The following is a 23,482-nucleotide window of genomic DNA, read 5'->3' as shown; positions in this document are numbered from 1 at the left end:
TTCCAGGTGACAATATCCGGATATCCATGAATGGAGTTCATGGGATGATCTGTTAGAGGGGATTCGGATTCCTGTCATGCATCACTGATCTAGCAAACCATTGGCCGTCCGAATGCTCGGTGGGTTTCGCGGGTTAAGCCTCCCGTTTGAACCATACCGACAACCAATGAAGACACCAGTGAATGCCATCCTCAAGAGCGCCATTCTGGCCAGCGTCCTCGGAACCGCCGTTTCCCATGCCGGAGACCCGGTCACGACCACGACGACCACCACGGCACCTATCGAAGAGGAAGACTTCTTCTCCGGAACGCTTAGCCTCGACCTCAATTCGCACTTCGTTTCCTACGGCCAGGACGTGTGGGGCGACGGTAACGACCTCGAGGGTGGCACCTTCAACCCGGCGCTCGAGCTGACCTGGGGCCTGCCAGCCAATTTCTCCCTGATCCTCGGCACCTGGTGGGACGTGAACGGCAAGGTGCCTTCCTCCATCGGCGGCAAGCTGCAGGAAATCGACGTGTGGGCCGGCGTGGGCTACAAGTGGGGTGATCTCAGCATCACCGGTCTCTATCAGAACTGGATCTACGCCAGCGGTAACGAGCAGATCGTCGACATCAAGTTCGCCTACGATTGCTTCCTCAGCCCCTCGCTGGTGATCCACAACCGAGTCGATCCGGGTGCTTCCGGCGGTTCCAACGGCACCGTCCTGGTCGCCGGTATCTCGCACTCGATCGACGCCGGTCCTTTGACATTTTCCTTCCCCCTGAACGTCGCCTTCTTCCTGGATGACGACTTCCACTCCGGCAGCGTCGATGACGGCCTTGGCTACGGCTCGCTGGGTGTCAATGCCACGCTCCCGCTCACCTTCCTGGGTGACAAGCGCGGCGAGTGGAACCTCCACGGCGGCTTCACCTACTATCTGACCGATAGCGACGTGGTGGGCAATACCCGCTCCGGCCGCCCGGACAACGATTTCCTGACCGCCAACATCGGCATCGGCTGCGCCTTCTAAGGCGTTTCCCCCTTTCCTTGGTATCCATCGGTTGCTGCGGGAAGGTCCGTTCCAGGGTCCCCCCGGAACGGGCCTTTTTCGCCGTCCGGTCTTTCCGTCCCCCCGGCTCTCGATCCTCCTATCTAACAACCCAACATCATTGTCCCAAATCCTATGAACCGTTCCGTTTTCCAACGCCTGCTCGCCATGGCAGCGCTCTCGACCGCCTTTGCGGCCGCTCCCGCCACCGCCCAAGAGACCGTGAAGGTCGGCGTGCTCCACTCGCTCAGCGGCACCATGGCGATCAGCGAGACCTCGCTGCGCGACGTGCTGCTCTACACCTTCGACGAGATCAACGCCAAGGGTGGCGTGCTCGGCAAGAAGATCGAACCCGTCGTCGTGGACGGCGCCTCGAACTGGCCGCTGTTCGCCGAGAAGGCCAAGCAGCTCCTCGATCAGGACAAGGTGGCCGTGACTTTCGGCTGCTGGACTTCGGTCAGCCGCAAGTCGGTGCTGCCGGTCTTCGAGGAGAAGAATGGCCTGCTCTTCTACCCGGTCCAGTATGAAGGCGAGGAGATGTCGAAGAACATCTTCTACACCGCCGAGGCCGTGAACCAACAGGCGACTCCCGCCGTGGACTACATGCTCGCGCAAGGGAAGAAGAAGTTCTACCTGCTCGGCTCCGACTACGTGTATCCGCAGACCACCAACCTGGTGCTGCTGGAGTATCTGCGCAGCAAGGGCGTCTCGCTCGATAACATCGGCGGCGGCTTCCGCAAGGAAGGCGATGAAATCGTCTCGGCCGGCAAGTACACTCCCTTCGGTCACACCGACTACCAGCAGATCGTCGCGGAGATCAAGCAGTTCGCCGCCGGTGGCAATGCCTGTGTGATCAACACGCTGAACGGCGATACCAACGTGCCCTTCTTCAAGGAGTATGCCGCCGCCGGTCTCACTGCCGAGACCTGCCCGGTGGTCAGCTTCTCGATCTCGGAAGATGAGTTCCGCGGCCTGCCGGCCAAGCAACTCGTCGGCCAACTCGGTTGCTGGACTTACTTCCAGTCGATCAAGAGCCCCGCGAACAAGAAGTTCGTCGATGGCTTCCAAGCCTGGCTGAAGAAGACGAGCACCAGCGGCATCGTCAAGGAAGGCCGCGTGACCTGCTCGCCGATGGTGCTGAGTTACAACGGCGTCTATCTCTGGAAGATGGCGGTCGAGAAGGCCGGCAGCTTCGACGTGGAGAAGGTCGTCGCCGAGCTTGAGAAGGGCATCTCCTTCGACGGCCCCGGCGGCACCGTGACCAGCCAGAAGAACCATCACCTGACCAAGAACGTCTACATCGGGGAGACCCGTGCGGACGGCCAGTTCAAGATCCTGAAGGAATACAAGGGCGTCGTCGGCGAGCCTTTCCTGAAGGGCACCTTCAAGGCCTCGGCCAGCAAGTAATTTGATGCGTTAGGCAGACCATTCAGTTCCCCCCAGCGTTCGCGCCCAACCCCTGTCCGGATTTCTCCGGGCGGGGGTTTCTTTTGCATCTGTCTGACTGGTTCTTTTTGAGATTGGGAGCCGGCAGGAACTCCGGTAGGCATCTCCGCATGTCGATTCTCGCCGAGCTGTATGTTGCCACGCCGGACAAGGCGCTTGGGTATGATGAAGTCCAAGAGGCCCCTGAGGGAGAGCGCGCGGAGCTGACTGGATTCACTTCGATCGAGTTCTCCACGCTATGGGCGATCCTCGAGGGCAAGGCTTGGGAAGAGGCCTACATGGACGCCTTCGAGACGGTGCTGGAGAAAAACGGGGGCGAGCGGATGATCAGCTTGTTCCCCGGCAAGCTGGTGGAGCTTGCGGCTGCCTTGGATGACGCGCGGATCGCCGCGGCCGCGGAGGAATGGGCGGCAACCGATGAGCTGGAACATTGCGAGCCGGAGGAGCTCGGACCGGTGATTGAGGAACTGCGCCGGGTAGCGCGGGTGGCGAAGGAGAGCGGGCGCGGGCTCTATCTGTGGAACTGCATTTGAGGCGCAGCCACTACACACGCTGCCGCAGTTTCCGGCCTTCATTCTTCAAGGCGGCCTTGCCTTCAGCGGTGAACTTCCACCAAGGCAGACGTTCGTCCGTCTCCAGGAAGTGTTTGGCGGAGAGCAGCGTGTAGAGCACGCAAGGGTCGTGCCGGTGACCCATCGTCGCCTCCAACTGGTGATATACTTGGATCGGGCGCTTGCGCTTGAGATCGCGGGACGAAGTGATCCCGATGGCGCGCAGATCGGCGGCAATGCTTTTCCCGATGTTCGGCAAGGTTTCGAGATCTGACCTCATGGTGCAATGTTGCCCGATCAAGGTTCTTCGCAAGCACCGATCAGGTCCAATCCAGCACGACCTTGCCGGACTGCCCGGACATCATGGTCTCGAAGCCGGTCTTGAACTCGTCCACCGGGAAGCGGTGGGTGATGATCGGCGAGATATCGAGGCCCGCGCGGATCATGCTGCTCATCTTGTACCAGGTCTCGAACATCTCCCGGCCGTAGATGCCCTTCAGGACGAGGCCCTTGAAGATGACCTTGTCCCAATCGATGGCGACCTTGTCGGGGAAGATCCCGAGCAGGGAGACCTTCGCGCCGTTCGAGGTGTGGTTGAGGATGTCGGTGAGGCCGGAAGGATGGCCGGACATTTCCAGGCCGACATCGAAGCCTTCCTTCATTCCGAGCGACTTCATCGCATCGGCCAGGGATTCCTCGGCGACGTTCACGGTGCGGGTGGCGCCGAGCTTCTTGGCCAGTTCGAGGCGCCATGGATTGACGTCGGTGACGACCACGTGGCGGGCGCCGGCGAAGCGGCAGACGGCGGCGGCCATGCAGCCGATCGGGCCGGCACCGGTGATCAGCACGTCTTCCGCGACGAGGTCCCAGGAGAGGGCGGTGTGGACAGCATTGCCGAGGGGATCGAAGCAGGAGATCACTTCCTCCGGGATCGAGGGATCGACCTTGTAAACGTTGCGATAGGGGATCGAGAGATACTCCGCGAAAGCACCGGGGCGATTGACACCCACGCCGAGGGTATTCGGGCAAAGATGGCGGCGGCCGGCGAGGCAGTTGCGGCAGCGGCCGCAGACGATGTGGCCTTCGCCCGAGACGAGTTCGCCGGTCACGATGTCGGTCACGCCGGAGCCGACCTCTGCCACCACGCCGCAGAATTCGTGGCCGACGTGCATCGGCACCGGGATCGTGCGCTGGGCCCATGCGTCCCACTTCCAGATGTGGACATCGGTGCCGCAGATGGAGGTCTTCTTGATCTTGATCAGCACATCCATCGGCCCGACTTCGGGCATCGGGACGTCCATCATTTCGAGACCGGGACCGGCGCTGGCTTTGACGAGTGCTTTCATGGAGTGCCGGGGGCGATGCTCCATGGAGCGGCGGGCAGGGCTAGGGAATAGTGAATTCCACGGAAAAAGTGACTAGGCCGCGCGCTTCGCAAGCCGGATTCGATCCAAAGGAGCTTCGAGCCAGCGCCAACACAGCCACGCTGCTCCCCAGGAGAAGGCGAAGAATACCGGGAGGCGTGCCGCCAGGGGAACCGCAGGGTGCCAGAGCCAAGGCAGGATCTTGCCGACAAGCAGCGGCATGGGCGTGTGGAAGAGGTAAATCCCGTAGCTGAGCTTACCGAGGTTCTGGATCGCGGGATGCTCGAGCATCCGCCCTGCGGCTCCGCGCAGACCCCCCAGCGTGGCGCAGATTAACCCGGCGAAAACGATGGAGACCAGGGTCTGCTGAAAGTGGCGCACTCCGGGAACGGGCGAGCCGGTGCGGTCCAGATAGTAGAGCACCACATAGGGCAGCAGCGCGATCCATGCGGCCCGGATCCAGCGGCGGTCGCCGGGTTGCGAGCCGGAATCCAATGCCAGGGCGAGCAGGGCCCCGGCCCCGAAGTAGTCGAATGCCGAGGTGGTGATCGCTCCGGGGCTGATGATTTCCGGAAAGTAGTGCAAGAGGATCAACCGCGACAGGGGTGCCAGCGCCGAGACTCCGATCAAGACCGGCACCAGCCATCGCCGCGGGGTGAGATAGATCAGCAGCGGCCAGAGCAGGTAGAATTGGACCTGAACGGCGAGACTCCAGTAGTGCGCGGTACCGGAGGGCAGCTCCGGCATCGTCGCCATGTGGAAATTCACCGTGTAGGTGAGGTAGTAGAGCGGGTGCTGCCAGATGTCCGGCGAGCCGCAGGCCCAAGCGAATAGCATCGCGATGTAGGCGGGGACCAGAATGCGCAGGGCGCGCTTCTTCTGGAAGACGGCGTAGGCCCGGCTCCGCCAGTTTTTTCCGCCCTCCGCGTCGCCCTGTGCCTTGTCGCGCAGCAGGCTGCGGGTGATCAGGAAACTGCTGACCGTGAGGAAAAAGTAGAGCCCGATCTCGAAGGGGAAAAGACCGCGCCAGGAAGCGGGCGTCCAATGCTGCCACATGACCCCCAGCACGGCGAGGCCGCGCCAGCCGTCGAGCTGGGTATTGCGCTTGGAAGAGATCGCCAATCGGTGTGCCGTGGTGCGGGAAGGAATCCGGGATCTAAGATCCGAGATCCGAGATCCGAGATCTGGAATTTGAGATCTCAGATTTGAGATTTGGAATTCCGGGATCAGAGGCCGCCGGGGTGGCGCATCACATGGCCTTTCCCGGAGCGGGTCTGGGGCTTCCAGCGGGGGCCGCTGCGCCCGCCGGGGCCGCCGGTATCGAGGCGCAGGCCGGCGACGGTCATGAAGACGTGGCCGCTACGGACGTAGACCGTGATCCAGTCGCCCTCGCCCTTCTTGCCGTAGCTGAAGTAGCCATTGCTGGGCATGGATCCCTTGATCAGGCCGGCTTCGCGCAGGACATAGGAGACCGTGCCGGAGCAATCGTAACCGCTATCGTTCTGCCTGGCGTGGCCGCCGCCCCACTTGTAGGGCTTCCCCTGCAGCCGGTTGCCGGCGGCGATCGCGCGTTTCACGGCCGTCGGGGACTTCTTCGGGGCGTAGGCGATGCCGTCCTTCAGCATGGCGGTCTCGCCGCTTTTGAAGCGGTACGAGACGGGTTGCTTGGCTTTGACCTGCCGCGCGCAGGAGCTCAATCCGACAGCGAGGAGCAGCGACAAGACCCAGAAGATTCGTTTCACATTCCGGATCTTATGGATTTCCTGATTTTTTACAAAATCTTTTTGATGGGCCGGGATGCGACTGATTTTCAACGGGAAACAGCTACGTCCTCTAGGAGATCGAGCGGAAGGCCGGGCGGAAGTTGCCGATCGCCGGAGCCTGCGGCTGGAAAATCAGAAGCGCTTTCCTTGGCGGCGTTTCGCCTTGGCTTCGGGCGACCTCCCTCGCGGCCTTCAATGCTCGCTTCTGCCGCCTGCGGCGCCGCTTGAGCACCACCCACATGCCGCCGATGCCGAAGGCGAGGCAGGGCAGCGCAGGGATCATCCCCCACCACCAGAAATCGCGTTTGAGGAGGGCTAAGACCAGCATGGCCAGTCCGGCCGTGCCAAATAAGAGGATGAATACGACCGGGCTGGCACCTTCGGGCAGACCCCCGTTTCTGTTTGTGGTTTGGCGGCTGATCTTGGGGGTGATTCTGAGGGGCTCATCGCGGATCATTGCCAAGCCGAGCGCCACGAAGAATCCGCCGAAAACGGTGAAGGCGAGGCCAATCCATATCTGTTCGGCGCTCCCGCCCGAAAAGCCGGTCCACATCGCCCAGAGCCCGAGCCCGACGAAGATCGAGCTGAACGCGATCCAGAGAGCCCCCATCACCAGGGCGAGCTTATTTCTGTGTCCGCGGATCATGAAGCGCAGAGCCTAGCAGGATTGGCCGCAGCCGACCTTGGGATAATCAGCCCCGCGATTCCAGCCAGGCAGCGACCTTGGCCAAGGCCCGGCCGCGATGGCTGAGGGCGTTTTTCGCCTCGGACCCCAGCTCCGCGAAGCTCCGCTCTTGGCCCTCCGGCGCGAAGAGCGGATCGTAGCCGAAGCCCCCAGCTCCGAAGGGCTCCTCCAGGATCTTGCCTTCCACGGAGCCGCTGAAATCGGCCAGCACCTCGCCGCCTTCCGCTAGCACCATCGTGCAACGGAAGCGAGCGCTGCGATTCGTTTTCCCCGCCATCACGGCCATCAGGCGGGCATTGTTTTTCGGGTGATTGCCCTCTTCTCCGCCGTAGCTGCTCGACCACACGCCGGGCGCGCCGCCGAGCGCATCGACCTCCAGTCCGGAGTCGTCGGAGAGTACCAATCCCGTCACCTCGCGGCTGATCGCGACTGCTTTAAGCGTGGCGTTTTCGAGAAAGGTCGTGCCGGTTTCATCCACGGTGGGCAGGTTCGGGAAATCATTCACGTCCAGAACTTTGTAGCGGTCGCCGATGATCTCGCGGATTTCCTGCGTTTTGTGAGCATTGCGGGTGGCGACGATCAGGATGGGAAGTTCCGGAGGCATGCCCCGGGGGTAGCCGGGCGACGGCCCGCGGCCAAGAATTTTGAAATATTCCGATCCTGTGCTACGCCTATAGCACGTAATGAAAGCCATCACCTACCTCGCCTCCTTCGCACTCGGTGCCTCCGCGCTGGTCAGCACCGCCTTCTCCAAGGAGTTGGAAGGGTGGTCCACGGATCTCGACAAGGCCTTCGCCCAGGCGAAGAAAGAGAAGAAGGCCGTGCTGGTGGAATTCACCGGGTCCGACTGGTGCCCGCCCTGCATCGCGATGCGCAAGAACGTCTTCTCCAAGAAGGAATTCGTGGAGGCCGCGAGCAAGAAGTTCATCCTCGTGGAACTCGACTTTCCGAATGGCGACCCGGAGCTGAAGAAGAAGAACGATCCCTTCGCCGAGAAGTACAAGATCGAGGGCTTCCCGACGGTGATCCTGTTCGATTCCGAGGGTAAGGAATACAACCGCTTCTTCGCTTCCGAGTATCCGAAGACCGATGCATTTCTGAAGCACCTCGAGGAGGCCTCGGAGAAGAAGTCCCTTGACTGACCGATTTCACAGCAGAGCTGTTCATGGCAGCCCGCCCCGCCCGGATCATGTGCCGGGCGGGGTTTTTTCTTTCAGGGAATTTCGCCCCGTGCCCGCCGTCCTACCTTCCTATGAAGACGCTTCTCCGTTCGCTCGCCGTTCTCGTCGCCACCGCAGCTGTTTCCCTCGCCGCTCCTGAAGGCTGGACGACCGATTGGGAAGCCGCCAAGGCGAAGGCCAAGGCCGAGAACAAGCCGATCCTGATCAACCTCACCGGCTCGGATTGGTGCGGTTGGTGCATTAAGCTGCACAAGGAAGTCTTCGATCAGAAGGCCTTCAAGGACTACGCGGCCTCGAGCCTGATCCTGATGGAAGCGGACTTCCCCCAGAAGACGAAGCTCTCCGAGGATCTGGCGAAACAGAATGCCGCGCTGAAAAAGGAATACCTCAATGAGGGCTACCCGACGGTGCTGCTGCTCGATGCGGACGGCAAGAAGCTCTCCGAGGACATCGGCTACCAAAAGGGCGGCCCGGAGGCCTATGTGGCCAAGATCAAGGAGCTGCTGGCCAAGAAGCCCGCAGCGGAGCCGGCTAAGGTGCCAGCCACCTGAAATCCGGCGCGTCGCCGGAGACGGCAGATTATGGGGTCGACGTGGCGGCGGCTGTCTGGAAGCCGATCGGTGCGCCGTTTTGGGCGTGAAGGGCTTTCAGTGCCGCGAGCATCTTTAGGCAGGCATTGCCGACTTCGGCGCCCTTCATCACGAGGTGATCGCGGAAGAAGGCAACGCGCTCCTCGCTCTCGTCGAATTGCTGCGGGGTGAGCACGCAGGAAAAGACTGGGACGCCGGTGTCGAGTTGCACCTGCATCATCCCGGAGATCACGGCGTCCGCCACGAACTCATGGCGGTAGATTCCGCCATCGACGATGAGGCCGAAGGCGATGATCGCGTCGTATTTCCCGGTGCGGGCCAGGTTTTGGGCAAAAAGCGGGATCTCCAGAGCACCCGGTACTTGGAATTCCGCCGTCGTGGCCACGTCCGCCAGGGCCTTCTTGCAGGAGCTGCTGGCACCCCCGAGCAGGTCGGCATGCCAAGTGGCTGAGATCAGGGCGATGTTCATGGGGCAAGCGAAGGCCGGGGAGGTCGGGGTGTCAATGGTTGCGGACGCGGGGCAGCGCGGGCATTTTCGCAGCCGGATTGCGCTGCGGGAGGCGACATTCGGCGGCGGGGTTTTCCTTTTCAAATCTAGGGAGTTCGGCCAAGTTCCGCGCCCCGCCGGTGGCGGGAGAAATCTGCATCAAGCCATGTCCGACCGACGCAAGCCATTCCCCTTCGACGAATTCGAGCCCGCCTGGCAGGCGCGCTGGGACGCGGAGAAGACCTTCCGCACGCCGAATCCCGGTGATGCGGATTTCGATGCCGCGAAGCCGAAGTTCTACGTGCTCGACATGTTCCCCTATCCCTCCGGCTCGGGGCTGCACGTCGGCCACCCGGAAGGCTACACCGCCACGGACATCATCGGCCGGGCGAAGCGCCGCCAGGGCTTCAATGTCCTGCACCCGATGGGCTGGGATTCCTTCGGCCTGCCGGCGGAGCAATACGCGATCAAGACCGGCCAGCATCCGGCGATCACCACCACGGCGAACATCGCGACCTTCAAGCGCCAGTTGAAGTCGCTGGGCTTCGGCTACGATTGGGACCGCGAGGTCGCCACCACCGATCCGGGCTACGTCCGCTGGACCCAGTGGATCTTCTTGCAACTGTACACGTCGTACTTCGATGAGGAAGCCGGCAAGGCCAAGCCCATCGCCGAATTGGAAGCGAGGGGCTGGACCCGCGAGCAGATCGACGCCGTGCGCCTTGCCTTCGTCCACGAAGCACCGGTGAACTGGTCGCCCGATCTGGGCACCGTGTTGGCGAATGAGGAGGTCGAGGAGTGGCGCGGCAAGGGCCACATCGTCGAGCGCCGCCCCCTGCGCCAGTGGATGCTGCGGATCACGAAATATGCCCAGCGCCTGATCGATGAGCTGGAGCCGCTGGATTGGCCGGACGGTGTCAAGCTGCTGCAGAAGAACTGGATTGGGCGCAGCGACGGCGCGGAGGTCAAATTCCAGATCTCAAATTCGAAATCTCAAATTTCAAATCCGGATGCCGCATCGTCCGGCTTGGAGATCGAAGTCTTCACCACTCGTCCCGATACCCTGTTCGGCGCGACCTACATGGTCCTCGCGCCGGAGCATCCCTACGTCGCGGAGATCACCACGGCGGAGCAGAAGGATGCCGTCGATGCCTACGTGAAGGCCTGCGCCACGAAGTCCGACATGGAGCGCGGCGACTTGAGCAAGGAGAAGACCGGCGTTTTCACCGGAGCCCATGCGACCAATCCCGTGAACGGCAAGACGATCCCGGTGTGGATCGCCGACTACGTCATGATGGGCTACGGCACCGGCGCGATCATGGCCGTGCCTGCCCATGACGAGCGGGACTTCGAGTTCGCGAAGAAGTTCGGTCTGGCGATTGTCCAAGTGGTTATGCCATCGGTTCCACCTGCTGGGTTTACAGGCCTCTTACCCCCTTATGTTGAGAACGCATTCTCTGAGCCTGGTGTGGCCATCGGATCGCCGCCTATCGGATGGGGATTGATGGATCCAAGGGGTGAGCGCTGTGATCTCAATGGCCTGCCGACCGCCGAAGCCAAGGCGAAGATGATCGCTTGGCTGGAAGAGCGGGGCCAAGGCAAGCGCCGCATTCAATACAAGCTGCGCGACTGGCTCTTCTCCCGCCAGCGCTATTGGGGCGAGCCCTTCCCGCTGACCTGGAAGGATGGCAACCACTACGCCGTGCCGGATGCCGAACTGCCCCTGCTGGCCCCACCGCTGGAAGACTACAAGCCGACCGGCTCGCCCGAGCCCTTGCTGAGCAAGGCGCGTGAGTGGGTGGAGTTGCCGGATGGCTCGATCCGCGAGACCAACACGATGCCGCAGTGGGCGGGCTCGTGCTGGTACTACCTGCGCTACTGCGATCCTAGTAACAGCGGCCGTTTCATCTCGAAGGAGGCCGAGTCCTACTGGGCTGGCAATGGCGAGAAGCCGGGAATGGTGGACCTGTATGTCGGCGGCTCCGAACATGCGGTGTTGCATCTGCTGTATGCCCGCTTCTGGCACAAGGTGCTCCACGATCTCGGCCACGTCTCGGGCAACGAACCTTTTAACCGCTACTTCAGTCCGGGCCTGATCCTGGGCGAGATGGAGTTCCTTGGCTTCAAGGATGCTGCAGGAGCCTGGATCAGCTTCAAGGACGTGAACGAACAAGACGGCACATTCACCCACACGACGAGCCGCGAGGTTCTTCAGAAGGTCGTGATCGATGCCGGCGATCTGGAGAAGGAGAACGACTACTTCGTCTTGAAGGATGATCCTTCCATCCGTGTCCGCGCGAAGGCTGAGAAGATGTCGAAGTCCCGCGGCAACGTGGTCAATCCCGATGACGTGGTTGACGCCTACGGAGCGGACTCGTTGCGCCTCTATGAAATGTTCATGGGCCCGCTGGAGCAAGTGAAGCCGTGGAGCACGAAGGGCGTCGAAGGCGTCTCGCGCTTCCTGGCCCGCGTCTGGCGCTTGGCCTTTGAAGAGAATCAGGCTGGCGAGTGGGTGCGCTCCGCGAAGATCCAGGATGTGCCCTGCACCGACAAGGCTTTGCTCAAGGTGGTGCACGAGACAGTGAAGAAGGTCACGGATGACATCGCCAGGTTGTCCTTCAATACCGCCATCTCGCAGATGATGATCTGCACGAATGCCTTCACTCAGGCGGAGCTCGTTCCCCTCAAGGAATTCCGCCTGCTGCTGCACGTGTTGAACCCCTTCGCGCCGCATTTGACCGAAGAGATCCACGCTCGCATCGGCGGCACCGGCATGCTCGCCAACGAGCCATGGCCGCAGCACGACGAGGCGGCCTTGGAGACCAACGAACTCGAACTGGTGGTCCAGGTGAATGGCAAGCTGCGCGACAAGATCACGGTGGCGAAGGATGCCGCCCAGGCAAGCATCGAAGCCATCGCACTGGGCACCGCCAAGGTGAAGGAACAGACCGATGGCAAGACGATCCGCAAGGTCATCGTGGTGCCCGGCCGTCTGGTGAATATCGTCGCGAACTAACAGGTCATGCAGGAAGCGCTCGATGGCATTTCGGCGCGGCCGGCCCTGAAGGCGTGGCTGCAGGCCGGGCAATGGCGGAGCTGCTTCGACCGTACCGACCTCTCGCGCGGCGCTGCCTATGCCAATGAGGCGACGATCCGGAATGTCGAGTGGATCGAGCTGCACGGGACCGGCGAGCTGATCGTCACCGCCTCCGTGCAGGGCTCCCGTGTGAAGCCCTACGAGACCTCGGCCGAATTCTCGGAATCGCGTGGCCGCTGGTCGGTCTTCGGATCCTGCTCGTGTCCGGTGGAGGTGGGTTGCAAGCACTCCGCGGCCCTGGTGGCCCTCTTGGCGAAGAAGCTTGCCGTTGGAACGGTCCCAGGAGTTCCCCGGCCCGCGACCGATCACGCCCTGGCTACCTGGCTGCACGAGATCGAGACGGCGGCCAAGGCCACCGCGGCTACGGATGTTAAGCCGGCCAAGGCTCCGAATGAAGCGCGCTTCCTCTCCTATTGCATTGAGGAGACCATCTCCGTCCATGGGGACAAGCTCCAGTTCGTACTGAGGGTGGCGAACCGGCTGAAGGACGGGACGATCCGCATCCAGAGCGGCCAGGCCTCCGCCGATCCTTCAAAGCCACCGCAGTACATGGTGCGCGCGGACATCCTGCTCGCCTCGCTCTACCGCCAGCGCCAGAACAAGCACGGCGGTTGGGGCACCATGAAGATGGAAGGCCCAGGCTGGGACGAGCTGTTAGAAGGAGCTCTCGCCACGGGCCGCACTTACTTCGGCAAGGAGAGCAATGACTACCGCGGCTCCTCCTCCTACCGGGTGGTGACGGAAGGCCCTCCGGAAACGGTTGAAGCAGTGTGGGAGACCATGCCAGATGGCAGCGCCCGTCCGGTGCTGCGCGGCATCCGTCCGGGTCTGATCCTGCTGCCCACCGTGCCGCCGCGCTACTTCGACCGGGAGAGCGCGCAGCTCGGCCCGGTGGAGAGCAATTTGCCTGCCGGTGTTCTCGCCGCATGGACGCGCGGTCCGGTAGTGCGCGCGGAGAATCTAACCGCTTTGACCGAGCGCTTCTCCGCGGTGGCGGGGACCTCGCTGCCGACACCGGTGCAGGTCGAGACCGAGACCCGCCCCGCCCAGACCCCGCGGCCCTTCCTGCGCGTGGCCAAACAAAAATTCTCGGATCGCTGGAGCCATCACAACGCCATCACAGGTCGCCTCTTCTTCCAATACGGCGATAGCCCGCAACTCCCGCCGCTCGCCGACAAGGGACCCAAGCAGCACTCCGCGCTGGTCGATGGCAAGCGCGTGATCTGGCCGCGCGACGCCAAGGCCGAAAGGGCCGCCGCCACCCGCCTATTGCGGGCCGGCCTGCTGCCGCTCTCCGCCGTGCATGCGACCACCGCCGGGAATGCGGAGACCCGTCACAGCTACCTTCCCGCCGATCGTTCCGGCCATCCGGAGTTCGACTGGATCGATTTGTTAGAAAGCTCGGCTTTCGAGAAGCTTCGCATCGAAGGCTGGATCATCAACGTAGACCGGGCCTGCGGCCTGACCGCACGGGATGTCGCGGACTTCATGCCCGCGATCGAGGCCGAGACCGACCACGGCATCGATTGGTTCCGTTTCGATGTCTCCTACGAGGTCGATGGCAAGCGTTTCAGCCTGATCCCGCTGATCGCGCATGCGATCGAACGCAACCTGCCCTCTGCGGATTCGCCGAACCTGCCGGAGTTCATCCTGATGCCTTGCGAGACGAAGGAGGACGGTTTCATCCGCTTCCCTGCCAAGCAGTTGATGGAAGTGGTCGATCAGGTTCGCCATCTCTTCCGCGGCACCCGGACCGATGGCCCGCTGCGCATCGACCGCCTCTCCGCCGCCGCGGTGGCCGATGCGCTGGCGGTCGATTCCTCGGAAACAACCCGCGCCCTGGCGAAGCTCGGCAAGGGATTGAAGGATATCCGGGAACTACCGCAGGTGGAGATCCCGCCGGGAGTGAAGGCGAAGCTCCGGCCCTATCAAGAGGAGGGCTTCCGCTGGCTGCAATTCCTCGGCGGGCACGGCCTGCACGGCATCCTCGCCGATGACATGGGCCTCGGGAAAACGCTGCAGACCCTGACCCATCTTGCGGCGGAGCAGGGGAAGAATCCCGGCAAGCCCTCATTGATCGTCGCGCCCACCTCGGTGGTGCCGAATTGGATGGCGGAGGCGGAGAAGTTCGTGCCCGGCCTGAAGACGCTGCTGCTGCACGGCGCGAAGCGTGGCGAGGACTACGACAAGATCGCCGCCTCGGACGTGGTCTTCACCTCCTATCCGCTCCTTGTTAGAGACTACGACGAGCTGGCCAAGCACGAGTGGCACACGGTCGTGCTCGACGAAGCGCAGTACATCAAGAACCCGAAATCGCTCGCCGCGCATTCCGCCTGTAAGCTGAAGGCCGCGCACCGCATCTGCCTCTCCGGCACGCCGATGGAGAATCACCTCGGCGAGCTATGGAGCCTGATGCGCTTCCTGATGCCCGGCTTCCTGGCGGATGAGAAGACCTTCAACACCCAGCTCCGCAAGCCGATCGAGCGCGATCGCTCGAAGGACGCCCAGATGGTCCTCAATCGCAAGGTCTCGCCGCTCATCCTCCGCCGCACCAAGGATCAGGTCGCCACCGAGTTGCCCGCGAAGACCGAGATCATCCACGGCATCGACCTCACCAAGAAGCAGACCGACCTCTACGAATCCGTGCGCGCCTCGATGGACAAGCGCGTGCGCGAGGCCATCGCCGAGAAGGGCCTCGCGAAGTCGCACATCATCGTGCTCGATGCCCTGCTGAAGCTGCGCCAGATCTGCTGCCATCCGCTCTTGCTCAAGACCCCCGCCGCGGAGAAAGCGAAGGAGTCCGCCAAGCTCGACTACCTGACCGGCGAGCTGCTGCCTACGCTCTTTGAGGAAGGCCGCCGCATCCTGCTCTTCTCGCAATTCACCTCCATGCTCGCCCTGATCGAGGAGCACCTGGTGAAAGAGAACATCCGCCACATCAAGCTCACCGGCCAGACCAAGGACCGTGCCGCGCTGGTGAATGAATTCCAAACCGGCGAGGTCCCGATCTTCCTCATCTCCCTGAAAGCCGGCGGCACTGGCCTCAATCTAACAGCCGCCGATACCGTGATCCACTACGATCCCTGGTGGAATCCCGCCGCGGAGAACCAAGCCACCGACCGCGCCCACCGCATCGGCCAGACCAAGCCGGTCTTCGTTCACAAGCTCGTCTGCCGCGGCAGCATCGAGGAGCGCATCCTGGAACTCCAGAAGCACAAGTCCGCCTTGGTCGAGGCCCTGCTCTCGGAAGACACCTCGAAGCTCAGGATCGACGCCGAGACGCTCTCGCAACTGCTCGCACCGCTGGCCTGACCCATGACCCGGGAAGAAATCATCGCCAAGATCCGCAAGGTCGAAGCCCTCTTCATGGGCACCGATTCGCCCGGAGAAATGCAAGCGGCCAAGAGCGCCCTGGACCGGCTCAAGGAACAGCTCGCCGCCGCGCCGGAGCAGGCGCAAGAGTTCCAGTTCAGCATGCCGGATCCTTGGAAGCGCCAGCTCTTCGTCGCTCTCGTCCGCCGCCACAATCTCGCGCCCTACCGTCGCTATCGACAGCGCCAGACCACCGTGATGGTCCGCACCACGCGCTCGATGGTGGATAAAGTCCTATGGCCGCAGTACATCGAACTCTCCGACCTGCTGCATAGCTACCTCGACGAGACCACCCGCGACATCATCTCGCGTAGCGTCCACGGCGATCTCTCGGAAGCGGTCGAGCAGCCGAACCTACCCCTCGGCTGAGTTCTCACCGCCGCAATGGCATGGTCATGTTCGAGGCAATCGCCTGATCGGGTGGCACTTCACTGGCGTCCTTCGCCCCGCGCCTCACGCATGAACCCTTCGAGAAAGTCCAGATACCCCCGGGCGTGCCCCGCTATTTCCCGTTGCGTATCCAGCGATCCTTGAGCCGCCTTGAGCGCGAGCGCGAAATGGGCGATCGGCAGCCCCTTTTCCCTCGCCAATTCCCTGCCGATTTCCACCAACTGCCCGCTCAAAGCGGCCACCCACTCTTCGACCTCGCCCTTGGGCTTGGCCACCGGCTTCTTTCCTCCCATCGCCAGCTCGGCTTTCCGCAGGGCGGATTTCACCGCGGAGTCCTTTGGCGACCAGATCCCCCCGCTCCGGGTATCCCGATCTTGGTCATGGATGTGTCCTTCGATCCGCATCAGAATCGCGGCAAAGTACGGATCTTTCATCAGGTCGCCTGCCCTCATGCCGTCAATTCACCATGCCGTATTCGGTTCGACAAGTCCACCTTGCACGGTGTTGAGCGATGACGCGGCCGCTTGGCTTGGGTCTGTCAAATCTGTGGTGGGACTGAAAGCGTTGCGAACTTGCCCGAAAGCCTGATTACGGTTAGACCCATCGGACTTTGCTCCTCTCCATCACCAACCGCAGCCCGTCTGCCACCGACCTCGGCCACTTGCTGCACAAGCATCCGGCCCGGTGTCACGCGGTTGAGCTGGCGTTTGGCAAGGGCACGGTTTTCTACCCCGCGGCCACGGAAAGCGAGTGCACCGCGGTGCTGCTGGTCGAGGTCGATCCCATCGCTCTCGTCCGCTCCGCCGGCGCGAAACAGGGCGGCTGGGCGCTGGGGCAGTATGTGAATGACCGGCCCTACGCCGCCTCGTCCTTCCTCTCCGTCGCGATTGCCCGCGCCTACGGCACCGCGCTCAATGGCCGCTGCACCAAGCGCCCGGAACTGGTCGATCAACCGCTCGATCTGGAAGTCGTGCTGCCCGTCGTTCCGGCAGGCGATGGCGAGATCCTGAAGCGGCTTTTCGAGCCGCTCGGCTACGCGGTCGAGACCAGCCGCATTCCGCTGGACCCGGCCTTCCCGACTTGGGGCGAGAGCCGCTACCACCGCTTGGTGCTGCGCGCAAAGACTCCGCTGCACCTGCTGCTCAAGCACCTCTTCGTGCTGATCGGCGCGCTCGATCGCGCCAAGCACTACTGGGTCGGTGCGGACGAGATCGACAAGCTGCTCGCCAAGGGCGAGGGCTGGCTCGCCAGTCATCCGGAGAAGGACTGGATTGTCCGCCGCTATCTCAAACATCAGGTCCGCCTTGCCCGCGAGGCCCTGGAACGCCTCGCACCCGAACCCGAGGTCAGCGATGAAGAAGGGGATGAGGCCACCGACACCGGCACCGAGCCCGCCGTCGAGCGCAAGCTCTCGCTGCATGAACAGCGCCTGGACCGCGTCGCCGAATTGATCACCGGTTACCAGCCCGCCTCGGTTCTCGATCTCGGTTGCGGGGAGGGCAAGCTGCTGCGCCGCCTGCTGCACCAGACCAAGATCCCGAAGCTCACCGGCATGGATGTCTCCAGCCGCGTGTTGGAAATCGCCCACGAGCGCCTGGAGCGGCTGCCGCCCTTCAAGCGCCAAGGCCGGGTGGACATCTTCCTCGGCTCGCTGGTCTATCGCGACTCGCGCCTGCGCGGCTACGATGTCGCTGCGCTGGTGGAAGTCATCGAACACCTCGATACCGACCGCCTCGATTCGCTGGAGGAAGTCGTCTTCGCCGATGCCGCTCCGCAGCGCGTGATCGTCACCACGCCGAACCGCGAATACAACGTGCTCTTCGAGGGCATGAAACCCGGCAGCTTGCGCCACGCCGACCATCGCTTCGAGTGGACGCGCTCGGAGTTCCAGGCATGGGCTGAGCGCGTTGCCACGCAGCACGGCTATGCCGTCGAATTCGAAGCCCTCGGCGAGGAGCACACCGAGCACGGTCCGCCGAGCCAGATGGCAATCTTCAACCGCAACGCCTGAACGATGACCATCCGCCTTCCAGAGCTGTCGCTGGTGCTTCTTATCGGTCCCTCGGGATCGGGGAAGTCCACCTTCGCGCGCCGGCATTTCAAGCCGACCGAGGTGGTCTCCTCCGATGCCTGCCGCGGCATGGTCTCGGATGACGAGAACGACCAGACGGTCAGCGCCCAGGCCTTCGCGCTGCTGCACCACCTCGTGCGCCAGCGGCTCGAGTTGGGACGTCTAACAGTCATCGATGCCACGAACGTGGACGCGTCGTCCCGCGCGCAGTTGATCGCGATTGCGCGCGAGTATCACTTCCTGCCCGCCGCCATCGTCTTCCGCATTCCCGAGAGCGTCTGCCACGAACGCAACGCCCTGCGGCCCGACCGCAGCTTCGGGCCGAATGTGGTGAAGCGCCAGCTCTCCCAGCTCCGCCAAGGCCTGCGCGGTCTCAAGAGCCAAGGCTTCCGGCACATCCACTACCTGAACTCTCCCGAGGAGGTCGACGCGATCACCGGCATCGAGCGCGAGCCGCTCTGGAACAACCGCAAGCACGACCACGGTCCCTTCGACATCGTCGGCGACGTGCACGGCTGCTACCCGGAGCTGCTGCTTCTCCTCGACAAGCTCGGCTACGGCGTCACCGATCACGTTGTGTCCCATCCGGAAGGCCGGCGTCTCGTCTTCGTCGGCGACCTCGTCGACCGTGGCCCGGATTCGCCGAATGTCCTGCGCCTCGCGATGGCCTCCGTGAAAGCCGGCAGCGCGATCTGCGTGCCGGGAAATCACGACACGAAATTCCTGCGTCACCTGAATGGCAAGAAGGTGCAGCCCACCCACGGCCTCGCGGAAACCATCGCCCAGCTCGAAGCCGATCCCATCGATCCGCGCGATCTCACCGCCTTCCTCGATGCGCTCGTCAGCCACTTCGTCTTCGACGATGGCAAGCTCGTCGTCGCCCACGCCGGCCTCAAGGAAGAGATGCAGGGTCGCGGCTCCGGCAAGGTCCGCGAATTCTGCCTTTACGGCGAGACCACCGGCGAGCGCGATGAATACGGCCTGCCCGAGCGCCTTGACTGGGCCCGCGAATATCGCGGCAGGGCCTTGGTCGTCTACGGCCACACACCCTTTGCCGCGCCGCGCTGGCTGAATCACACGGTGAATATCGACACCGGCTGCTGCTTCGGCGGCGCTCTAACAGCCCTGCGCTATCCCGAACTCGAAACCGTCAGCGTCCCGGCCCTCGCCACCTACGCCGAGTCCGCCCGCCCGCTGTTGCCGGAGACCGGACCGGATGCCCAGCTCGCGCACGACCGCCTGCTCGATCTCGACGACCTTCGCGGCAAGCGCTTCATCGATACCGCGCTGCGCCCCGCCATCACGGTGCGGGAGGAGAACGTGCTCGCCGCACTGGAGGTGATGAGCCACTTCTCCGCCGATCCTCGCTGGCTCGTCTACCTGCCGCCCACCATGTCGCCCTGCGGCACCAGCAAGATGGACGGCTGGCTGGAGCGTCCGGAAGAAGCCTTCGCCTACTACGCGCAGGCCGGCGTGGACGCGGTGGTCTGCGAGGAGAAGCACATGGGCTCCCGTGCCGTCGCCGTGGTCTGCCGCGATCCGGAGCTGGCCATCACCCGTTTCGGCCTGAAGAATAAGCGCCGCGGCGTGATCTACACCCGCACCGGCCGGCCCTTCTTCAATGACCTCTCGCTGGAGCAAGCCCTGCTCGACCGCCTCTCCACAGCGCTTGAACAAGCAGGCATCTGGGACGAACTCGCGACCGATTGGCTCTGCCTCGATTGCGAGCTCATGCCATGGTCGGCGAAGGCGATGGACCTGGTGCAATCCCAGTATGCGTCCGTCGGTGCCGCCGCCTTCGCGCATTCGGCAGCCGCCGGACAAGCCTTCCAAAGCTTCGGAGAAAATCCCCTGTTAGAGCCCGAGGCGCGCGCCATGCTCGAATCGATGGCCGCACGGAACACCTCCCGCATGGAGATGCTCACCCGCTACCGCGCGGCCTACCAGCACTACTGCTGGGACGTGGCCGGTCTCGAAGGTCTCAAGCTCGCACCCTTCCACTTCCTCGCAGGGGAGGGGAGCGTCTTCACCGATCGCGACCACCTCTGGCACATGGCTCTGGCCGAGCGCCTGCAAGCCGCCGATCCCGGTCTCTTCCCCGCCACCCGCTGGCGTGAGGTTTCCCTGAAGGATGAAGCCGCCGTCGCCGGTGCGATTGCGTGGTGGGAAGAACTCACGTCGAAAGGTGGCGAAGGCATGGTCGTGAAGCCCCGCGACTTCATCTCCAAGGGCAAGCGCGGCCTGGTCCAGCCCGCCGTGAAATGCCGCGGCCGCGAATACCTGCGCATCATCTACGGCCCGGAGTATGACCACCCCGATCATCTCGTGCGCCTGAAAGACCGGGGCCTCGGCCACAAGCGGTCGATGGCGGAACGGGAGTTCGCCTTGGGCATCGAAGGCCTCGCCCGCTTCGTTGCCCGACGTCCGCTGCGGGAAGTCCACGAGTGCGTCCTCGCCGTGCTGGCCATGGAGAGCGAGCCGGTGGACCCGCGCCTGTGATGAACCCGGGAGCGTGGACTTTAGTCCGCCCCATCAGCCCGGGGATCTCTTCTGCGCAGACTTGGCAACCCATGGGCTGCTTCAGTTTTCCACACCTCCAGCCTGACGATTGGGGCGGACTAAAGTCCAATGCCTTAAAGGATTCGATTGCCGCAGGGCGGCAATCCTTGGAGTGCTGCGACATGTCGCAGCTTTCGGGAGATGATCCCCGGCCCCGATGGCATCCCCGGAGCCGACATGTCGGCTCCGCAAGGGCGTGTCCGGTACGGCCCTTCCCCGTGCCATCGATCCTCCTTGGAGTCTTCGTCGACCTCGCGAAGCCTTTCCGGAAAAGCAGCACACGCCACCGCTGGCGCGCCAACCGGAAACGCCTGGGCACAGCCGACATGTCGGCTGCGGGGACGGTCGGGAGATTTTCCGTGGATCGATCCAAAGCGGCGACATGTCGCCGCACTCAAAAGGAGACCCGCCTACGGCGAATCCTTAAAGGCATTGGACTGAAGTCCGCGCTCCCGGAGCGGAGCTGCGGATCGTCTTGGCGATTTTCCGCTTCACCACCGCGCGATCTTAAAGTCATCTCCTAGCCATGACTGTCTCCCGTCCTGCAAATCCGCTCGCCATGGCGGCGTTCGCCTTTGCCATCCTCATGGCAAGCGCCTGCAAGAAGCCCGCAACCTCATCCTCCGCAGCCGGCACGGGAACTCCTGCACTCGCGACCGCGCGCGCGGGCTTCGCCACTCAGCTGATCAAGCAGGAGTCGGAAGACGAACCGGCACCGGCTCCACCAAAGGGAGTCTTCGACCGGATCACCTACAACTCGCCCGCTGGCAAGCTGGCCGCCTATCTCAGCCCCGATCCCGCCGACGGAAAGAAACACCCGCTCGTGATCTGGCTCGTCGGCGGCTTCAGCAACAGCATCTCGGAGATCGCTTGGGAGGAAGGCATGCCGGTTAAAAACGACCAGTCCGCTTCCGCCTATCGCAAGGCCGGCCTGGCGATGATGTATCCGTCGCTGCGTGGCGGGAATGACAATCCGGGCGTCAAGGAGGGCCTCTATGGCGAGGTCGATGACGTGCTGGCCGCCGCCGCTCACGCCGCCACCTTGCCATGGGTCGATCCCGCGCGGATCTACCTCGGCGGGCACAGCACCGGCGGCACGCTGGCCCTGCTCACTGCTGCTGCCGCGCCCGAGAGTCGCTTCCGCGCCGTCATCGCCTTCGGCCCCATCGATGAGGTCGCCGGCTACGGCCAGAAAAATCTCCCCTTCGACGTGACGGACGCCAAGGAGGGCCGCCTGCGTGCGCCGGTGGAGTTCCTCGACGGCATCTCCTGCGCGGCAGTCGCCATGGAAGGCGCAGATGGCAATAGCGACTCGCTCGCAGTGATGCAGAAGCGCAACCGCAATCCGAAGCTCAACTTCATCATCGTCGCCGGGCAGGATCACTTCTCGGTGCTTGCGCCGACCAATGCCCTGCTCGCCGCCAAGATCCTCACCGACAAGGGCCCCACCTGTACCCTTCGCGTCACCGCAGCGGAGATTCAGGCCGCCTGCACGAAGGCCCGCTGAGCAGCCTAGGGGCGGGGGATTTCACCGTTGATTCACGCGGGCTGCACACGCATCCGCTCTCCGGCGGTTTTCTTTTGGCACCGATGCTCCGCCGCCTCCGCCAGTTGACCGCCCTCTTGATCCTGCTGCCGACCTTGGCCTTCGTCGTTTACCCCTTCGTGGAGACGACATGGATCCTGGTCGCCGACCGCGGGCTGCGGACTGCCGAGCCCTCGCGCTACGCCTTCAACCTGCACGCCGCCCTGTCCGCGGAGCTTCCCGGCTACGTCGACCGCCGGATCAACTCCGGCGTCGCGGAGACCCTCGGCGTCAGCCAGATCACCGCTACCGAATCGCCGGTTTACGGGGCCTTCTTCTATCTGCTGGCCACCGACAACTTGCAGCAGTTGTGGGAAAAAGATCCCACGCTCGCTGCCCGCCCGCCCCGGGAAACCGGTGCCGCGGCCATCGATGCCTGCGCGCGCATCCTCGTCGATCCCGGCCACGCGCACTGGGTCCGCACCTATTGGGGCGATGACTACCTCACCGAGCCGAATTGCTTCTTCCGCTACCTGTTGGTCGGCGGGCTGGCCGCGCATCATCGTTTGACCGGCAAGTCCGATCATCTGCCGCTGCTGCACCAGATCGTCGGCGACCTCGCGGCGGACATCGATGCCTCGCCCCACGGCTTGATCGATGACTACCCGAACCAGTGCTTCCCCTGCGATGTGGTCGCGGCCATCGCCATGATCCGGCGTGCCGATCCCGCGCGGGAAGAATGGGCGCGCAAGGCCTTCCATCGCCTGATGGCGAATTTCAATGGCGACCTTCCGCCCTACATGGCCCTTGCCATGACCGGGGAGGCCTCCGCCCCCACCCGCGGCTGCACCAATGGCTTCTTCTTCTCCTTCGCCAAAACCCTCGACCCCGAAATGGCGGACAAGCTCTACGAGCAATGGGTCGATGGCTTCTGGCAGGAAGGAAGCTTCGCCGCCGGCTGGCGCGAGTTCGCGAAGGACTCCGGGAAAAACGGCACTTACTTCGATCCTGATTCCGGCCCCGTCCTCTGGGGCTACGGCACCGGCGCCACCGGACTCGGCATCGGCCTCGTGCGGCTCCATGGCGATCACCACCGCGCCGGCATCCTCGGCGCGGAAATGATCGCGGGCAGTTTCCCCATGCCCGATGGCACCCTGCTGCTGCCGCGCCTCGTCTCGGACTGGAAGCACGCCCCGCACTTCGCGGAGACCGTCATCCTCCACCAGCTTTCCCTCAGCGGCGGCGGGACTGCTCTAACAAAGGCACCGCTCACCTGGGCCGTCTGGCTGATCCTCGGCGTGGAATTCCTGTTCGCCGTGCTCCTGCTGCGGATGTGCAAGTGGCTCGCCTGGCCGAAGCGGAAGAAATAGGGAC

Annotated in this window: 20 protein-coding genes; 12 read left to right on the top strand and 8 right to left on the bottom strand. The window is 63.4% G+C overall.

What is annotated here, in order from left to right; translation table 11 throughout:
• Window positions 1-166: 166 nt before the first annotated feature.
• From ABWK72_RS14705 to ABWK72_RS14695, 3 genes are all read left to right on the top strand, one after another.
• Window positions 167-1,009, top strand: a complete 843-nt coding sequence (locus ABWK72_RS14705; protein ID WP_367870326.1) for a hypothetical protein — start codon at window positions 167-169, stop codon at window positions 1,007-1,009.
• Between the two features lie 186 nt (window positions 1,010-1,195).
• The gene (gene urtA / locus ABWK72_RS14700) at window positions 1,196-2,434 is read left to right on the top strand and encodes an urea ABC transporter substrate-binding protein (RefSeq protein ID WP_367875346.1); all 1,239 of its coding nucleotides are present in this window, start codon (window positions 1,196-1,198) and stop codon (window positions 2,432-2,434) included.
• A 149-nt stretch (window positions 2,435-2,583) separates the two neighbouring features.
• Entirely contained in the window at window positions 2,584-3,006 is a 423-nt protein-coding gene (locus tag ABWK72_RS14695; protein ID WP_367870325.1) for a hypothetical protein, read from the top strand.
• Window positions 3,007-3,016: 10 nt separating this feature from the next.
• On the opposite strand, the gene ABWK72_RS14690 is transcribed toward ABWK72_RS14695, so the two are convergent.
• The 6 genes from ABWK72_RS14690 to rdgB all read right to left on the bottom strand — a co-directional run bounded on the left by ABWK72_RS14690 (window position 3,017) and on the right by rdgB (window position 7,440).
• Window positions 3,017-3,304, bottom strand: a complete 288-nt coding sequence (locus tag ABWK72_RS14690; RefSeq protein WP_367870324.1) for a helix-hairpin-helix domain-containing protein — start codon at window positions 3,302-3,304, stop codon at window positions 3,017-3,019.
• A gap of 40 nt (window positions 3,305-3,344) precedes the next feature.
• Window positions 3,345-4,370 (bottom strand): L-threonine 3-dehydrogenase, encoded by a 1,026-nt coding sequence (gene tdh / locus ABWK72_RS14685; protein WP_367870323.1) that lies wholly within the window; start codon window positions 4,368-4,370, stop codon window positions 3,345-3,347.
• A 72-nt stretch (window positions 4,371-4,442) separates the two neighbouring features.
• Window positions 4,443-5,510, bottom strand: coding sequence for an acyltransferase family protein (locus ABWK72_RS14680; protein ID WP_367870322.1), 1,068 nt, complete (start codon window positions 5,508-5,510; stop codon window positions 4,443-4,445).
• A gap of 104 nt (window positions 5,511-5,614) precedes the next feature.
• Window positions 5,615-6,130: an NlpC/P60 family protein gene (locus ABWK72_RS14675; RefSeq protein WP_367870321.1), complete on the bottom strand. Its 516-nt coding sequence runs from the start codon at window positions 6,128-6,130 to the stop codon at window positions 5,615-5,617.
• Window positions 6,131-6,221: 91 nt separating this feature from the next.
• Window positions 6,222-6,797, bottom strand: a complete 576-nt coding sequence (locus tag ABWK72_RS14670; RefSeq protein WP_367870320.1) for a hypothetical protein — start codon at window positions 6,795-6,797, stop codon at window positions 6,222-6,224.
• Window positions 6,798-6,843: 46 nt separating this feature from the next.
• Window positions 6,844-7,440 (bottom strand): RdgB/HAM1 family non-canonical purine NTP pyrophosphatase, encoded by a 597-nt coding sequence (gene rdgB, locus ABWK72_RS14665; protein WP_367870319.1) that lies wholly within the window; start codon window positions 7,438-7,440, stop codon window positions 6,844-6,846.
• 79 nt (window positions 7,441-7,519) lie between these two features.
• On the opposite strand from rdgB, the gene ABWK72_RS14660 reads away from it, so the two are divergent.
• A complete protein-coding gene (locus ABWK72_RS14660) occupies window positions 7,520-7,978 on the top strand; it encodes a thioredoxin family protein (protein ID WP_367870318.1) in 459 nt (152 codons plus the stop codon).
• A gap of 110 nt (window positions 7,979-8,088) precedes the next feature.
• On the top strand, window positions 8,089-8,568 hold the full coding sequence (locus ABWK72_RS14655; RefSeq protein WP_367870317.1) for a thioredoxin family protein: 480 nt from the start codon (window positions 8,089-8,091) through the stop codon (window positions 8,566-8,568).
• Between the two features lie 28 nt (window positions 8,569-8,596).
• Here ABWK72_RS14655 and ABWK72_RS14650 read toward each other — a convergent pair whose 3' ends face one another.
• Window positions 8,597-9,112 carry a 6,7-dimethyl-8-ribityllumazine synthase gene (locus tag ABWK72_RS14650; RefSeq protein ID WP_367875345.1) on the bottom strand — a complete coding sequence of 172 codons (516 nt, stop codon included), beginning with the start codon at window positions 9,110-9,112 and terminating at the stop codon, window positions 8,597-8,599.
• Between the two features lie 148 nt (window positions 9,113-9,260).
• On the opposite strand from ABWK72_RS14650, the gene leuS reads away from it, so the two are divergent.
• Genes leuS through ABWK72_RS14635 form a run of 3 tightly spaced genes read left to right on the top strand, consistent with a single transcriptional unit; the run spans window position 9,261 to window position 15,932 of the window.
• The gene (gene leuS, locus ABWK72_RS14645) at window positions 9,261-12,110 is read left to right on the top strand and encodes a leucine--tRNA ligase (protein WP_367870316.1); all 2,850 of its coding nucleotides are present in this window, start codon (window positions 9,261-9,263) and stop codon (window positions 12,108-12,110) included.
• A 6-nt stretch (window positions 12,111-12,116) separates the two neighbouring features.
• On the top strand, window positions 12,117-15,503 hold the full coding sequence (locus ABWK72_RS14640) for an SNF2-related protein (protein WP_367870315.1): 3,387 nt from the start codon (window positions 12,117-12,119) through the stop codon (window positions 15,501-15,503).
• A 3-nt stretch (window positions 15,504-15,506) separates the two neighbouring features.
• Window positions 15,507-15,932 carry a hypothetical protein gene (locus ABWK72_RS14635; protein WP_367870314.1) on the top strand — a complete coding sequence of 142 codons (426 nt, stop codon included), beginning with the start codon at window positions 15,507-15,509 and terminating at the stop codon, window positions 15,930-15,932.
• A gap of 59 nt (window positions 15,933-15,991) precedes the next feature.
• Here ABWK72_RS14635 and ABWK72_RS14630 read toward each other — a convergent pair whose 3' ends face one another.
• Entirely contained in the window at window positions 15,992-16,279 is a 288-nt protein-coding gene (locus ABWK72_RS14630) for a hypothetical protein (RefSeq protein ID WP_367870313.1), read from the bottom strand.
• A gap of 284 nt (window positions 16,280-16,563) precedes the next feature.
• Between ABWK72_RS14630 and ABWK72_RS14625 the strand changes: the two genes are divergently transcribed.
• The 4 genes from ABWK72_RS14625 to ABWK72_RS14610 all read left to right on the top strand — a co-directional run bounded on the left by ABWK72_RS14625 (window position 16,564) and on the right by ABWK72_RS14610 (window position 23,478).
• Complete coding sequence (locus ABWK72_RS14625) at window positions 16,564-17,964, top strand: 3' terminal RNA ribose 2'-O-methyltransferase Hen1 (protein ID WP_367870312.1); 1,401 nt, start codon at window positions 16,564-16,566, stop codon at window positions 17,962-17,964.
• 3 nt (window positions 17,965-17,967) lie between these two features.
• Window positions 17,968-20,523 (top strand): polynucleotide kinase-phosphatase, encoded by a 2,556-nt coding sequence (locus tag ABWK72_RS14620; protein WP_367870311.1) that lies wholly within the window; start codon window positions 17,968-17,970, stop codon window positions 20,521-20,523.
• A 586-nt stretch (window positions 20,524-21,109) separates the two neighbouring features.
• Entirely contained in the window at window positions 21,110-22,090 is a 981-nt protein-coding gene (locus tag ABWK72_RS14615) for an alpha/beta hydrolase family protein (RefSeq protein WP_367870310.1), read from the top strand.
• An 83-nt stretch (window positions 22,091-22,173) separates the two neighbouring features.
• On the top strand, window positions 22,174-23,478 hold the full coding sequence (locus tag ABWK72_RS14610) for a hypothetical protein (RefSeq protein WP_367870309.1): 1,305 nt from the start codon (window positions 22,174-22,176) through the stop codon (window positions 23,476-23,478).
• The last annotated feature ends 4 nt before the right edge of the window (window positions 23,479-23,482 follow it).

It is taken from the genome of Luteolibacter sp. Populi, assembly GCF_040801775.1.
GTDB lineage: Bacteria > Verrucomicrobiota > Verrucomicrobiia > Verrucomicrobiales > Akkermansiaceae > Haloferula.
This window is presented reverse-complemented; position numbering and strand designations above follow the sequence as displayed.